This window comes from Streptomyces sp. RKAG293 (genome assembly GCF_023701745.1).
Classification (GTDB): domain Bacteria; phylum Actinomycetota; class Actinomycetes; order Streptomycetales; family Streptomycetaceae; genus Actinacidiphila.
The window spans coordinates 1,009,494-1,023,631 of record NZ_JAJOZB010000001.1 but is presented as its reverse complement, the minus strand read 5'-3'; the positions used below and the strand labels follow the sequence as shown (position 1 = coordinate 1,023,631).

The window sequence follows — 14,138 nt, the reverse complement described above, 5'->3', positions numbered from 1 at the left end:
CGTGACTCCCGCACGCCGCCCGCTTCGCCACCGACGCAACCGGTCACCACGGACAGGACCGCGAACGTGAGGGTGACCAGTGCGGCGGACCGCCGCATCCGCGGCCGGGCGGCTGTCGATCGCTTCAGTGCGCTCATCATGCCGGTCAGTTTCGCCGACACATTTTAGGAAGTTGTCAGGGTCGGCCGCTGAATTGTTCGCGGTCGCCGGAACACCGGAAAGCCGCGACAGCGACCGCTGCCAGGGCAGCGGTCGCTGTGCGGTTCCGCCGCGACGGGGAGGCGTGCGCGCGACGGCGCATATCCGCCGATACGTCGTCTTCCCCATTGCGGAGCATGGTGCGGAAAGCTCAGTTGGAGAAGTCCTGGGTGAGCCAGACAGTTCCTGAACTGTCCCGGAATACCGCGATACCGATATGGGTGAACGAGGAGCTCAGCATGTTGCGGCGGTGGCCGTCGTCCGGCGGTCGCTCGTCGAGCATGCTCTGGGTGAGCCCGAGCGCCATCTTGGCGATGGCCTGCTCGGTGTTCGCGACCGGTCCGCCCTCGCCGATGTTCTCTCCCGCCGACATCCACTCCACGCCCTGCGCCCGCTCGCGGTCGCCGAACGCGGGCTCGCCGGGGCACTGGTGGGACAGCCCGCAGCCGGCGGACATCACCTTGTTGTGCGCTGCCGCACTGCGGTTCAGCCCTTCGAGGAGCTTGTACGCGGGCAGCCCCTGGCCGGCCCTGGCCTGGTTGACCTTGGCCAGCACCTGCTGCACCGCGTCGCCGGAGACCGGCGGGGTCGACGGGGCGGAGGTGGTGGGGGCGGGCTTCTTCGGGGTCGGCGCGGGCCGGGGCGGGGTGGTGTGCCGCGGGGGCGTGGGGGTCGGCTTCGCCGTCGGCCGGGCGGGGTGCGTCACGGGAGACGTGGGCGGGGTGCCGGTCGGCGGCTTGTGTGTGCCCACCGCTGCGGTGGGGGTCGCAGCGGTGGGCTGTCCTGAGGTGTGGCCGGAGCCGCCGCCTATGCAGGCGAAGGCCGTCCCGCCGCCCAGCGCGGCGATGACGGCCGCGCCCAGGACGGCTTTGCGCAGCCGGGGCTGCCGCGATGCGCGGTGCTGCGGCGAGGGGGCGCTGGGCAGATCGGCGCGGCGGTGCGAGCTCATGTGTGGAAGACCTCGGGGGATCGGAGGTGGGGGCCGGCGCGGAGCACAGGGGGATGCCCCGCGCCGGATGTGTCACGACCGGTCGGAGGGGTGCTGCTGAGTGACCGGGCGAGATCGAACCTAGGCGCTTTCCGGCCCATGTCACACACCGCGACGGGAACCTTAGAGTCTCCTAAGGTTGCCCACAGGTTCCGCTCGGTTCCGGGCGGCCGGAGCCGCCGCGAAGCAACCGTCCGCGGCTACCAGGAGACTTCGCGGGTGGCCGCCTGCGGCTGCGGGTGGATGGTCCCCGTGGTCTCCGAGCGGTGGGTCGCACTGGAGAAGGTCACGGTCAGGGTGTCCGGTGCGTCCTGGACCGTGCTCGTGGTGAAGCCCGGCGACGGCACCGCGGAGACCAGACAGATGGCGTCGGCGCCCATGTTGAACGTCACCCGGCCGCCCACCGACTGCATGCTGTGCACCCCCACACCGCCGCGGCAGGTGCTCGACGCGTTGTGCCCGTTCACCGGGGCCGTCGTCGGAGGGCGCGTGGTGGGTGCCTTGGTGGACGGCGTCGCCGTCGGGGTCTTGCGGGGGGTGGGGGTGAGCGGGGTGCTCGGCGCCGAAGTGGCGGGGATGAGCAGGCCAGGCGTGGGGGACGGCGTGCTGAAGACCGTCGGCAGCGCATGCGCGGTCGGCGGCAGGGGAGCGGTGGAATGCACCACAAAGCGCACGGCCAGGAAGGCGGCGGTCACGGTCAGAGCCGTGCAGCACAGCCAGATCATGAGGTAGCGCAGCGGACGGGGCACGGCACCATCATGGCTGATCCGTTACGGTGTGCCGCATGGCCAGCGTCCTTGTCGTGGAAGACGACCCCGCCATACGCGCGGCACTGATCGAGATCCTGACCGGTGACGGCCATGTGGTGCGCAGTGCCGCCGATGGATTCAGCGGACTGAGAGAGGTGACACAAGGGCCCCTCGACGCCGTCATCCTGGACCTGGGACTGCCGGATCTGGACGGAAGTGACGCGCTGCGCATGATCCGTGGCATCTCCCAGGTGCCGGTGCTCGTGGTCACCGCCAGGGACGACGACGCCGAGATCGTCCGGCTGCTGAACGCGGGCGCCGACGACTATCTCGTCAAGCCCTTCTCCAGCGGACAGTTGACCGCCCGGCTGACCGCGGTACTGCGACGCGTCGGCCGGGCCGTCGCCTCCGTTCCCGGAGGCCTGCACGAGGGCCCGACCGCGACGCAGGGCCCGATGGTCGTCGGTGAGCTGCGGGTGGACGCGATGGCCCGCACCGCGCATCTCGGCGGCCGGGAACTGCATCTCACCCGGCGTGAGTTCGATCTTCTCGCCTACCTGGCAGGCAACGCCGGCTGCGTCGTCTCCAAGCGCAAGATCCTCACCGAGGTGTGGCGCGAGTCGTATGTCGACGATGCGACGATCGATGTGCATCTGTCCGCACTGCGCCGCAAACTCGGTGAACGGGCGATACGTCCGCGGTACCTGCACACGGTGCGCGGTGTCGGCATCAAGCTGGTGACGCCACCGTGAGACGCACCCTGGCAGGGGTGGCACTGGCGGTCACCTCCATGGTGGCCCTGTCCTTCCTGATACCCCTCGCCCTGCTGGTGCGTTCGGAGGCCCGCAACCAGGCGATCACCGCCGCGGAGCAGCAGGCCGCCGCCCTCGCTCCGGTGCTGGCCCTGACCGACGACATCCCCGACCTGCGCCAGGCCATCTCCGTGCTGGCCCCCGGCGAGGACCTGAGCGTCCACCTGCCGGCCGGACAGGTCGTCGGACCGACGCACGCGCCCGCCGCCCTGCTGCGGCGGGCCGCCCGCGACGGCGAGGCCATCGCCCAGAACCGGCCGGGCGGCTGGGTCTACCTCCAGCCGGTCGTCCTGGGTCCCGGGCGGGTGGCGGTGATCGAGGAGTTCGTTCCGTCGGACCGGCTCAACCGGGGCGTGGCCGCCTCCTGGGGAGCCATCGCGCTGCTCGCGGTGGCCCTGGTGGCCGGCTCCACCCTCGTCGCGGACCGGCTCGCCGCCCGCGTGGTGCGCTCCTCGCACAATCTGTCGCGGGCCACCCACGCCCTGGGCCGCGGCGACCTCAACGTCCGGGTGGACCCGATGGGACCGCCCGAGCTGTACGAGGCGGGGCTGGCCTTCAACGCGATGGCCGACCGCATGCTGGAGCTGCTCGCCGTCGAGCGTGAGCTCGTCGCGGACCTCTCGCACCGGCTGCGGACACCGCTGACCGCACTGCGTCTGACCGCCGACCGGATGGGGCCGACCGCCGACGCGGAACGGATCGCCGCCGCGATCCACCACCTCGACGCCGAACTGCACTCCATCATCACCGCGGCCCGCACACCCCTCGCCGTGGGCCCGATGGGATGGGGCCTGCGGCCGCTCTCGGGAGCCGCCGCCCCCGGCCGGTCGCCCGTCTCGGGCTCGCCCGCGGAGAGCTGCGCGGCGGCCTCGGTGATCCGTCGCAAAGCGGCCTTCTGGGCCGTTCTGGCCGAGCAGCAACACCGGCCGTTCCACGTGGACATCACGCTCGAAGAGGCGCTGATCGACCTGCCCGAGGACGACCTCGCGGCCGTTTTCGACGCCCTGGTCGGCAATGTGTTCCGGCACACGGCACCCGGCACCGCGTTCGCGGTGCGCCTGGAGCGCGGCGCACAGAGCGTGGCGCTCGTGGTCGAGGACGCCGGTCCCGGCATCCCGGACCCGGGCGGCGCCGTGGCCCGCGGGGTCAGTACGGTCTCCACCGGCCTCGGACTGGACATCGCCCACCGGGCGGCCGCCGTGACACGCGGAGCGGTGGACATCTCCCGGGGCCGGCTGGGCGGCGCACACATCGAGGTGACCTTCGGACTCGCCGCGGCCCAGGGCAGCGGCGGCCGCAGCAAACGCCGCCGCCGCAACGCCGCCTCCAGGGGCTCCCGGACCCGCTGGTGGACCACGTCGTGACGTCACCCGTCAGGGCCCGTCCGTTTCCCCGGCAGGGCTCGCCCGCCGGGCCTGGCCGTCGCGTCCGGGTCCACGGTCCACGGTCTACGGGCCGGCGGGGAGCGGCTGCTCGGCCCAGATGGTCTTGCCGCGCGCGTCGTAGCGGGTGCCCCAGATCCGGGCGACCTGGGCGACCAGGTACAGCCCGCGCCCGCCCTCGTCCGTTTCCAGGGCCCGCCGCACATGCGGTGACGTGCTGCTGCCGTCGGAGACCTCACAGATGAGGCTGCGGTCGCGGATCAGCCGCAGCCGGATCGGCGGATTGCCGTACCGGATGGCGTTGGTGACCAGTTCGCTGACGATCAGCTCGGTGCTGAACCCGAGCTCCTCCAGCCCCCACGCGGCCAGCTTCGCGGCCACCAGGGCGCGCGCCCGGCCCACCACCTCGGGCGTGGCCTCCAGCTCCCACGTGACATGACGGTCCGGACGCAGCCCGCGCACCCGCGCCATCAGCAGCGCGGCGTCGCCGCCGGGTGCCAGCCGCTGCTTCACCGCCTCGCAGAGGTCGCCGAGCCCGGGGGGCACCGGCAGCGGCGGATCGGACAGCGCCGTGCGGAACTCCTCCCGGTCCCGGGTGGCGGGTCCGTCCCCGGCCGCCGTCCGCCGGCCGGTGTACAGCACCAGCACGTCCCCGTCGGTCAGCGTCACCTCGCCGGTCTCGAACGGGTCGGTGCCCAGGCCCAGCGGAGGGCCGCCGGGCAGATCGGGGAAGCCGACCCGGCCGTCCGCGGAGAGCAGTGCGGGCGGCGGATGGTCCGGATGCGCGGCCCGCGCCATGGCGCACCGGCGCGAGACCGGGTCGAAGACCGCGTACAGGCACATCGTCCCGGCCGCGCCCTGCGCGAGACCGTCACCCTGCGCGGCGTCCTCGTCCTGGTCGCCGCCCTCGTCAGAGGACCGGTGGACGTGGTCGTCGAGCCGGGTCAGCAACTCCTCGGGCGACAGGTCCAGATCGGCGAGCGTCCGCACCGCGGTGCGCAGCCGCCCCACGGTGACCGCCGCGTGCAGTCCGTGCGAGCCCACGTCACCGACGACGAACGCCACCCGGGCGCCCGACAGCGGAATCACGTCGAACCAGGCACCGCCCAGTTCCGCGCGGCCCCGCTCCGGCAGATACCGGCCCAGCGTCTCCGCGCTCCCGAGCACCGGCAGCCGCTGCGGCAGCAGACTGCGCTGCAGGGCCAGCGCCGTCGTGCGCTCGCGGGTGTACCGGCTCGCGTTGTCGATGCACACGGCGGCGCGCGCCACGACCTCCTGGGCCAGCAGGATGTCGTCCCGCTCGAACGGCTCCGGGTGCTTGAAACGGGTGAAGACCGCGGCGCCGAGCACCGCGCCCCGCGCGGACATCGGCACCATGAGCAGCGAGTGCACCCCGGTCTCGCGGATCATCGCGGCCCGGCGTGGATCGATCGGGGTGATCTCGGCGATCAGTTCCTCACCCGTGAGCAGCAGCGGCTCACCGCCGGCCAGGATCCGCGGCATCAACGGCCCGGGTCCCGAGGTGAACGTGTCGATCTCGCCCCGCGCGATCACCGGCCCCGCCGGCCCCTCGGGGATGGACGACGTCGCGGCCCGGCGCAGCGGCACGGTCCCGGCCGGCGGGCCGGCCGGCGGCTCCTCACCGCCGAACACCGGCTCCAGCAGATTGACGTAGGCGTAGTCGGCGAGCCGGGGGACCAGGGCGTCGGTCAGTTCCTGCGCGGTCGTCAGGACGTCCAGGGTGCTGCCGATGCTCACACTCGCGGCGTTGACCAGGGCCAGCCGCTCCCGCGCACGGGCGCGTTCGGTCACATTGGCCACCGCGTGCGCCAGCCCGACCACCTCTCCGCTGCGACCGCGCAGCGGCATGATGGTCTCCGACCAGACCCGGTTCTGTTCCGGGTCGTCGGCGGAACGGCCGTGCACCTCGGTCGCGATCAGCGCCTCACCGGTGGCGAGCACATGCCGCTGACGGGCCTCCAGCGCGTCTATGTCCACATGGCTCAGCGGTGTGACCTCCCGCATGGTGCGGCCGATGGACTGCCCCGGACGGAAACGCTGCGTCCGGTTGTGCGCCAGGAAGCGCAGATCGGTGTCGAAGACGTCGATGACGAACGGTGACTCGGTGAACAGGCCCTGCAGGAGGGCGCGGCCCAGATCCTCCTGGTTCACCGCTTCGGCGTCGGTCCCGCGCAGCAGCCAGTACCGCTCGCCGGCGATCGGGGTGAGGCGATGGGCCCACAGCATGACGGCCACCGGACCGCCGTCCTCGCGGCGCAGCATCGTCCGCCCCAGGGATGTCTCCGGCTCGGCCGTGCAACGCGCCGCGATCCGGGCGGCGTCCGACGGGGTGTGGAGCAGGTCGGCCGCCCGCAGCCCGCCGAGCTCGTCGGCGCCACGGCCGAGCAGCTGCTCGGCGCCGCGGTTCCAGCTCACCACCATGCCGTGCGCGTCGACGACGACGTAGCCCGAATCCTGGGACTCGGGGAGCTGGTCGAGGGCAACGTGGAACAAGGGATCCTGCACGGCTCCCACCTAATCCGCGACCGCCAACCGGATATCGGATCGATTCTACACCGGGAGTATTGCACGGGTTTATGGGGAGTGGCCTTAAGATTTCTTCAAGTCATTTGCGAGGCCGTCAATGCGTTTCCCGGAATAGTGCGCTGTGTGCTGGAAGGTAAAACCACCGCGGGAACAACCGGGCGTTCCTTCCTTCCCGCGGACGGTCACGTCGTGCTCAGCCGATGAGCACCGACGCGACCGCCGCCGCGATCGTGACGACCGCGAAGCCGACCATCACCCCGCGCGCCCGCCGGGCCGGATCCACCCGCGGCAGGGGTTCATCGACCCGGCCGCCCCATGAACCCCCGTCCACCGTGCCGTCCGGTCCGTAGGTGCTGAGCCACCGGACGACGAGCGGGGTCCTGTCCTGCTTCTCCACGTGATGCATACCCACGCCAACGATTCGCCCGGGGACCGGAAACGCGCCCCCCGGCACCGCAACCGGATCGTCACCGGCGGGCCGACCGCATCAGTTTCCGAGGGCCGCCAGCGCTTCGTCCTGGGTGTCGTGCCACAGGGTGGTGACCGGGTCGTAGACCGTGATGCCCGGGGTCGGGGCGCCGATCCCGGCCGCCGTGAAGGTGAGCCCGCTGTGCGCGGGGTCGGCGGCGACCGTGAGCGTCGGGGCGTACCGGGCCGGGGCACTGCGGTCATCGGTCCTGAGCGCCGCGAACTGGTGCTGGCGCGCCTGGACGACCCGCGGGCCGTCGGCCGAGTCCGGGACGGTGCGGGCCTCTCCGTCGAGGCCCCCGAACGTCACGGTCGGGAAGCGGTTGACGGTGCATCTGCTCGCGCTCTGGTTCTTCACACTCACGAGCGCCACCGCACTCGCGATGGGCGGCAGCATGCGGACGGTGAAGGAGAGGTCCCCCGGCGAGCACGCACGCACCTTGGCGGATGCGGCAGGTGCGGCGGGTGCGCCGGGGGCCGCGGATTCGGCGAGTGCGGCCGGGGCCGCGGTGAGGGCGAGAGCGGATGTGAGGGCGAGTGTCGTCAGAGTGCGCATGACCACTCCCTATCCCCGCCGTCGCCCCGCTACGCTCCGTCAGACCGAACGCCGGGGACATCGACCGGTTCGGCGTAAACCCCCGCAAGGGCCCCGTCCGCGCCGGAAACGGCCGGCTGCTACCGTCGGGAATCATGAACGACAGCGTGTAAGTGGGCAATGCGGGCGTCGACGCCGCACTGGACCGGGGCTGGTTGCTCGGTCACTTCAAGGACGGGTCCGACCCCCGGCACAGCGAGGACGTCGAGATCAAGTGGGGCGTCCACCCGCCGGGTGACGAGCGGGCGGTCTGGGTGACCGCGGAGGAGCGTACCGCTCTGCTGGTCCTCATCAAGGGCCGCTTCCGGGTGGAGCTCCCCGGGCGGAGCGTGCTCCTCGCCGAGCAGGGTGACTACGTCGTGTGGGGCCGGGGCGTCGACCACTCCTGGTACGCGGAGGAGGAGTCGGTCGTGCTGACCGTCCGCTGGCCCTCGGTCGCCGGTTACAAGGCGGTGGAGGAGAGCGACTCCGCCCGGGTGTCCGGCTGACGCCGTCAGGGTTCCGAACCCTGACCTGAGTCGGGTTCTCAGCGGCGCTGGTCGTCGTCGGCGCCCCGGGCCGCCCGGCGGGGGCGGGCTCAGAAGGGCTTCGTCGGCAGGTACTTGCCGTCGAGGGTGATGACGGCCCGGGAGCCGCCGTCGGGGTCCTCGACCTTCCGCACATCGAGCCGGAAGTTGATCGCGCTGATGATGCCGTCGCCGAACTGCTCGTGGATCAGCGCCTTCAGCGTGGTGCCGTAGACCTGCAGCATCTCGTGGAAGCGGTAGATCGTCGGATCGGTGGGGACGCCGTTCGGGGCGGAACCGCGCGAGGGGATCGTCCGCAGCAGCAGGGCGGCGTCCTCGTCCAGGCCGAGGAGCCCGGTGACGGCGTCGGAGGCGTCGGCGGGCAGCGGATGCTGGCCGAGCAGCGCGGCCGTCACGAAGGCCACCGACAGGCCGGTGACATCGGCCAGCTCCTGCCAGCTGAGGTCCTTGCGCATCTTGGCGTCGACGACCTGGATCGCGAGCCGCTCGCGGGCCTGCGGGTCGAACTGGGCGTGCATCATGGGAGGTTCCTTCCAGGGGGTGGGGGTGTGACGGCCGGCCGACGTGGTCGTCAGCCGGCGAGTGCGGTGAAGCGGCCGCTCGCCGAGTCGAGTTCCTCGACGGCGCCGGTGCCGATGTCGTAGACCCAGCCGTGCAGGGTGACCGTGTGCCGGTCCAGTGCGCGGGCGACGCTGGGATGGGTGGCGAGATGCGCGAGCTGCGTCAGGACGTTGTCGCGGATCAGGGCCGCGACCGCGTCCCCGCCGTCCGCCGGGGCGGTGCCGGACGGGGCGTTGCCCGCCAGGTCGGTGCCGGCCGGGGAGACGTCGGCGTGCCGCAGCCAGTCGGCGATGGCGGGCAGTGCGGTCAGGTCCCGGCCCTCGGCGAGCGCGGTCATCGCGCCGCAGGCGGAATGACCACAGACGATGATGTCGCTGACGCCCAGGACACCGATGGCGTACTCGATGCTGGCCGCCACACCGTCCGCGCCGGCGGCGTGGGCGGGGACGAGGTTGCCGGCGGTCCTGATGACGAACAGCTCGCCCGGCTCGCGCTGGGTGATCAGCTCGGGGACCACCCTGGCGTCGGAACACCCGATGAACAGGGCGGTCGGCCGGTGGGTGGCGGCGAGGTGCTCGAAGAGCGCCGCCCGGGCGGGGAAGACGTCCCGCTGGAAGCGCTGGACTCCCTCGGCGATGTCGCGCATGGTCACTCCCTTCAGTGAGGGTGTCGGCGGAGGCCGACGTGCTCCACCCTGCGTGACCTGTGCCTATAGTGTCCAAGACGTGGAAGTCATGACATCGATTGCTGTCATCTATAGCTGGGGGCGCGGCCTTGGAACTACGGCACCTGCGCTATCTGCTCGCCGTCGCGGAACACGCGAACTTCACCCGCGCGGCCGAGGCCCTGCACATCTCCCAGCCGACGCTCTCCCAGCAGATCAAGCAGCTGGAACGCTCCTTGAAGGTGCAGCTGCTGGACCGGACCGGGCGCACCGTCCGGCTGACCGACGCCGGCCGGACCTACGTCCACTACGCCCGCCGCGCCCTGCGCGACCTGGCCGCCGCGGAACGCGCTGTCCTGGACGTCCAGGACCTCTCGTCCGGAACCCTGCGGCTGGCAATGACCCCGACCTTCACCGCCTACCTCGCCGGCCCGCTGACCGGGGACTTCTACACCCGCCACCCCGGCATCACCCTGGACGTCCGGGAGGACGCACAGGACCGCATCGAGGCCCGGCTGCTGGCCGACGAGCTGGACCTGGGCATCGGCTTCAGCGGCCCGCACCTGCCGGGCATCGCGGGCACCGCGCTCTTCACCGAGACCCTGAGCCTCGTCGTCGGCACCGGCCACCCCTATGCGGCCCGGAAGCGGCCGTTGCCGGTGCGGGCCCTGCACGGGCACCCTCTCGCACTGCTCACCAGCGGCTTCGTGACCCGCGGCCATATCGACGCGCATCTCGCCGCGCACCAGGTACAGCCGCACATCGCCATGGAGGCGGACTCCGTCAACGCGCTCACCGAGATCGTCCAGCACACACCGCTGGCCACCGTGCTGCCCGACGCCATCACCCGCGACCACCCCCATCTGCACCCCGTCGCCCTGGCACCGCCACTGCCCGCCCGAACGGTCAGCCTGCTGCGCCGTGAGACCGCCTACGAGACCGCCGCAGCCCGCGCGTTCGCCGACCTCACCCACCAATGGGCCGCCGCCCACGGCCACGCCCCCGCCTGACACGGGAACGGGTCGCGGACGGCCGGCAGACGACCCGTCAGGCACCCGTGGCAAAGTAGCCGAGCTGTTACCGAGTGTCGTCATGGCGTGGTGCGCAGGGGCCTGGTAACGGGTGATGCCGGGGGTGACCTGCTGTCGTTGTGATCGTTTCCTGAGGTGAGAGGCACACACCACATTTCCACGCCAGTGGTATCCCTCAGAACAGGACGACACGATGAGCAAGCACCAAAAAGGCCGTAGGCACCGGACGGTCAACCGCAACCCCCGTCCGGCCGGACCCGCGCGGCCGCCGGCCGCGCCCCGGACCCCGGCCGCCGGACGGGTGGTCCCCGAAGAGGAGCAGGGCGCAACGCGCACACCAGAGACGTCCGCGCAGCCTGCGAAGGCTGCGAAGCCGGACGCACCCAGAGCCTCGGAACCGGTGGCGGACGGCGGCCTCGGTCATCATGCGGCGCGTACCTGGGAGGAGGTGCGGTCCGCCGGGGACGGCGGTATCACGGTCGAGGAGCTGTGCACCGCAGTCGGCTACCAGTCGCGGACCGTCCTCAAGCACCTCAAGGTGCTGGCCCAGGACGGGCTGGCCGAACCGTTCGGAGAACGGTGGCGGCCCACCGGCCAGAAGCTGTTCTAGGGTCCGTCAGATCTCCCGCTGGATGGAGCAGTAGACGTCGGCGAGCCGGACCAGCGCCTCCAGCCGGGCCAGCCCCCAGCGCCCGTATCTGCGGTTGAGGGCCTCGAACCGGGCGGGCCCGGCCCGGTCCACGGTCTCGGCGGTGCCCAGGGCGACCTCCTGACCGGCGATGGTCAGCCGGAGCAGCCGGGGGTCCGGGTCGGCGACCGGCGGCAGCAGCGGCCGGGCGAACCCGTGGTGGGACGCGACCAGATGGATGACCAGGTCGGTGTCGAGGTCGTCGCGGCCGGCCGTGTGCAGTGCGGCGATGCGGGCCGAGAGCGCTTCGTGCCGCATTCCCTGCGGATAGCCGGAGGCCCGCCGGGCCTTCCCGGACCCGGCCCGGTCGGCCGGGTCCGTACCGGACTTGGCGAGCGGCTCCGGTGCGGCGAGGGCGGCGTCCTCGTCCCCGCCGTGCAGCATCGTCTGGAAGCGCGGGTCCCGCTTGCCCTCGTCGTGCAGGGCGGCCGCGAGGGCGACGGCGGCGATCGTACGGCCGTCCAGGTGAAGATTGCGGGCGTAGAGCCCGGCGGCCGTGGACACTTCGGCCTGGTGTTCGGCGAGGGTCTGCGGCAGACCGGCCGTGGAGGGCCCGTTGAGGACGGCCTGGCCGGCGACGAACAACCGGAGGCCGTTGACGGTGAGGAGACGTCCTCCGCGGGCCAGGGCGCTGAACACCCTGAGGTGCGGGACGTCGTCGGCCGCGCTGCCGGCCAGTTCGGCGAAACGGTCGCGGTAGCGGGCCTCCTGCTCGGCGGTGAAGGGCGCGGTGTCTGCGGCGATGTCGGCGATCAGCCGGTCCACCCGGGAGGCGAGCGCGGGGTCGCAGACGCGCACGGCGGTGGCCAGGGCCGGGCCGATCCGGACGGCGGCCCGCTCGTCCCCGCCGCCCACCAGGTCCGCGATGTCGATGACCGGATCCGTGGCATCGGGGTTCCAGCCGTACGCGTCGCACCCTCCGAAACCCGTCGGCAGGACGATGAGATCGTCGGCTTCGATGGCGTCGGGCGTGACGATCGCGGTGGCCGCGTCGAACCGGTACCGGAGGACCTCCACCCCGGACCCGCCGTCCGGCGGTCCGTCCGAGGGCCCCTCGCCCGGCCCGGGAAAAGCGTCGTCGTCGGAGATCGCGGCGGCGTTCGGGGTACCGGTCAGCCATCGCCGTACGGCGTGCAGCGGCAGTTCGATGCTCTCCTCGGCGGCGGGCGGGAACAGGTTCACCGAGTCGCGCCACTCCTCAGCGGTCCGGCCCGCCTCGCGGGTCCGCCACGCGACGCTGACGACGGGACGGGCGTCCGCGCGGATGCCGTGCAGATATGGGGCCACCGGCTCGTCCACGTCGGGTGCCGGTTCCGTACGCACCCAGGCGTCAAGCGCCGCCGCTTGCACGGGGGTTCTGGCCGGCGGGGATCCGCGCATCGCCTGCCACGCCGTGGCGTCGAGGCCGGCCGTCAGCCGGCGCAGCGCGGCGGGGGAGACGGCCAGCCCGGGGCCGGTCAGCTCGGGGGTCTCGCCGGGGCCGGTCACGACCGGCGGGCAGAGCCCGGCCAGCAGACGCCAGGTGGCGTCGCTCGCGTCGCTCAGACGCCAGGTGGCGTCGCTCGCGTCGCTCTGGGCCAGGGGCACGTCCGCCGTACCGCGGAGCACGACCGCGCGGGCGTCGGTGCGCCGCCCGGCGCGGTTGAGCCGGCCCAGCCGCTGGACCAGGGCCGGGAGCGGGGCCGCTTCGGTGACCAGCGCGTCGAAGTCGAGGTCGGTGCCGACCTCGACGGTCTGTGTGGTCACTACATGGAACGGGCCGCCGTGGCGGGGCTCGTCGCCGGCCTTCGTCCGGTCGTACCAGCGGCCCCGCAGGTACTCCCGGTCCAGGGCGCGGCTCCGCCCGGTCAGCAGCACCTTCTCGCCGGGCAGCAGCTCCAGGACGGCGCGGGCCCGCCCGAGCGTGTTGCAGACGACTCCGACGACCTCGCCGTCGGCGGCCAACTGCCGCGCCCACGCGGCGAGTGAAGCCGCCATCGACTGATCCGGGCCCGCCGCGTCCGTGCCGACCCCGACGGGGTACAGCCGCTTGGCCGACCGCAGCCGCGGGCCCGCCACCGGATGGTGCTCGTCGTCACCGGTGATGCCGTGCGCGTCGGCGCTCCCGCGCCCGGTGACCGCCGACATGGTCACCAGGACGGGGCGCAGGGCCTCGGGCGTCCCGTCCAGCGCGAAGGCGGCGCGGACGCCGGCCGCGAACTCCTCGGCCCCGTGCGCCTCGTCGATGACGATCAGTGAGTCGGTGCCGGTGAGGGCGGCGTCGATCGACCGGCGCCGGGTGCCGGTGCCGGAGCCGCGGAAGAGCAGGCGGCTGCCCACCTGGTCGACCGTACCGACGGCGACGGCGAGCCGGTCGGGGCGCTCCAGCCAGTTCGGCGACCAGGTCACCCCGCCCCGCATCCGGGTCGCCTCCAGCACATCGGTGTCGCCCTCGCGCCACAGCGCCCGCGCGACGCGACCGGTGACCGTGCCCACCGGAACCGTCGGTGGTGTCGGTGCGATCGGGGTTGTCGGCCGGTCGGCGTACGGATCCGACAGCGCGGACCGCAGCGTCCGGGCGAGCCGCACCGCGTGGTCGTACGCCTCGTCGGAGACCAACCGCCGGTCCACGACGTAGAAGATCCGCAGCGGTGCCCGCGAAGGGCGCACCTCGGCTCCGGTCCGGCCGCGTTCCAAGGCGGCGGTGAACACCGCGACATCGAGGACACAGGTCTTGCCGAGCCCGGTCGGCACCGTGACGGCCCGCGGCCAGCCGTCCTTCACCACCCGGTCCACCAGAGCCGTCTGCCACGGAAAGGGCTCGTACCCGTGAATCTCGCGGCAGAAGGCGGTGAAGTCGCCCGGTTCCAGTTCGAGTTCCAGCATGGATCGGACTCTCCTCAGGTGTCGGCGCCCAGTTTCTCAGGCGCCGTCAGGGCTTGTGAAGGT

The 14,138-nt window shown here is 72.6% G+C and carries 13 protein-coding genes; 5 read left to right on the top strand and 8 right to left on the bottom strand.

The features are described from left to right. Nucleotides 1–349: 349 nt before the first annotated feature. Together LNW72_RS04460 and LNW72_RS04455 are read right to left on the bottom strand one after the other, a co-directional pair. Nucleotides 350–1,147 (bottom strand): CAP domain-containing protein, encoded by a 798-nt coding sequence (locus LNW72_RS04460; protein ID WP_250974143.1) that lies wholly within the window; start codon nucleotides 1,145–1,147, stop codon nucleotides 350–352. Nucleotides 1,148–1,386: 239 nt separating this feature from the next. Continuing rightward, entirely contained in the window at nucleotides 1,387–1,935 is a 549-nt protein-coding gene (locus LNW72_RS04455; RefSeq protein WP_250974142.1) for a hypothetical protein, read from the bottom strand. Between the two features lie 35 nt (nucleotides 1,936–1,970). Here LNW72_RS04455 and LNW72_RS04450 point away from each other — a divergent pair, with 35 nt between their 5' ends. Together LNW72_RS04450 and LNW72_RS04445 are read left to right on the top strand one after the other, a co-directional pair. Further along, on the top strand, nucleotides 1,971–2,687 hold the full coding sequence (locus LNW72_RS04450; protein WP_138351361.1) for a response regulator transcription factor: 717 nt from the start codon (nucleotides 1,971–1,973) through the stop codon (nucleotides 2,685–2,687). Continuing rightward, nucleotides 2,684–4,111, top strand: a complete 1,428-nt coding sequence (locus LNW72_RS04445; protein ID WP_250974141.1) for a HAMP domain-containing sensor histidine kinase — start codon at nucleotides 2,684–2,686, stop codon at nucleotides 4,109–4,111. Before LNW72_RS04450 ends, LNW72_RS04445 begins: the two co-directional genes overlap by 4 nt. An 84-nt stretch (nucleotides 4,112–4,195) precedes the next feature. On the opposite strand, the gene LNW72_RS04440 is transcribed toward LNW72_RS04445, so the two are convergent. The 3 genes from LNW72_RS04440 to LNW72_RS04430 form a co-directional block, all read right to left on the bottom strand. Beyond that, nucleotides 4,196–6,655, bottom strand: a complete 2,460-nt coding sequence (locus LNW72_RS04440) for a SpoIIE family protein phosphatase (protein WP_250974140.1) — start codon at nucleotides 6,653–6,655, stop codon at nucleotides 4,196–4,198. Nucleotides 6,656–6,869: 214 nt separating this feature from the next. Further along, nucleotides 6,870–7,088 (bottom strand): hypothetical protein, encoded by a 219-nt coding sequence (locus tag LNW72_RS04435; protein WP_250974139.1) that lies wholly within the window; start codon nucleotides 7,086–7,088, stop codon nucleotides 6,870–6,872. A 75-nt stretch (nucleotides 7,089–7,163) separates the two neighbouring features. Then, the gene (locus LNW72_RS04430) at nucleotides 7,164–7,700 is read right to left on the bottom strand and encodes a DUF4232 domain-containing protein (RefSeq protein ID WP_250974138.1); all 537 of its coding nucleotides are present in this window, start codon (nucleotides 7,698–7,700) and stop codon (nucleotides 7,164–7,166) included. Nucleotides 7,701–7,852: 152 nt separating this feature from the next. On the opposite strand from LNW72_RS04430, the gene LNW72_RS04425 reads away from it, so the two are divergent. Beyond that, on the top strand, nucleotides 7,853–8,227 hold the full coding sequence (locus LNW72_RS04425) for a signal peptidase I (protein ID WP_250974137.1): 375 nt from the start codon (nucleotides 7,853–7,855) through the stop codon (nucleotides 8,225–8,227). Nucleotides 8,228–8,316: 89 nt separating this feature from the next. Here the strand turns inward: LNW72_RS04425 and cynS are convergent, their stop codons facing one another. Further along, a complete protein-coding gene (cynS, locus tag LNW72_RS04420; protein WP_250974136.1) occupies nucleotides 8,317–8,787 on the bottom strand; it encodes a cyanase in 471 nt (156 codons plus the stop codon). 50 nt (nucleotides 8,788–8,837) lie between these two features. Continuing rightward, nucleotides 8,838–9,473 (bottom strand): carbonic anhydrase, encoded by a 636-nt coding sequence (locus tag LNW72_RS04415; RefSeq protein WP_250974135.1) that lies wholly within the window; start codon nucleotides 9,471–9,473, stop codon nucleotides 8,838–8,840. A gap of 128 nt (nucleotides 9,474–9,601) precedes the next feature. On the opposite strand from LNW72_RS04415, the gene cynR reads away from it, so the two are divergent. Beyond that, the gene (cynR, locus tag LNW72_RS04410; RefSeq protein ID WP_250974134.1) at nucleotides 9,602–10,501 is read left to right on the top strand and encodes a transcriptional regulator CynR; all 900 of its coding nucleotides are present in this window, start codon (nucleotides 9,602–9,604) and stop codon (nucleotides 10,499–10,501) included. Nucleotides 10,502–10,715: 214 nt separating this feature from the next. Beyond that, the gene (locus tag LNW72_RS04405; protein ID WP_250974133.1) at nucleotides 10,716–11,132 is read left to right on the top strand and encodes a hypothetical protein; all 417 of its coding nucleotides are present in this window, start codon (nucleotides 10,716–10,718) and stop codon (nucleotides 11,130–11,132) included. Between the two features lie 6 nt (nucleotides 11,133–11,138). Here LNW72_RS04405 and cas3u read toward each other — a convergent pair whose 3' ends face one another. Further along, on the bottom strand, nucleotides 11,139–14,075 hold the full coding sequence (gene cas3u, locus LNW72_RS04400) for a type I-U CRISPR-associated helicase/endonuclease Cas3 (protein WP_250974132.1): 2,937 nt from the start codon (nucleotides 14,073–14,075) through the stop codon (nucleotides 11,139–11,141). Nucleotides 14,076–14,138 lie beyond the last annotated feature (63 nt).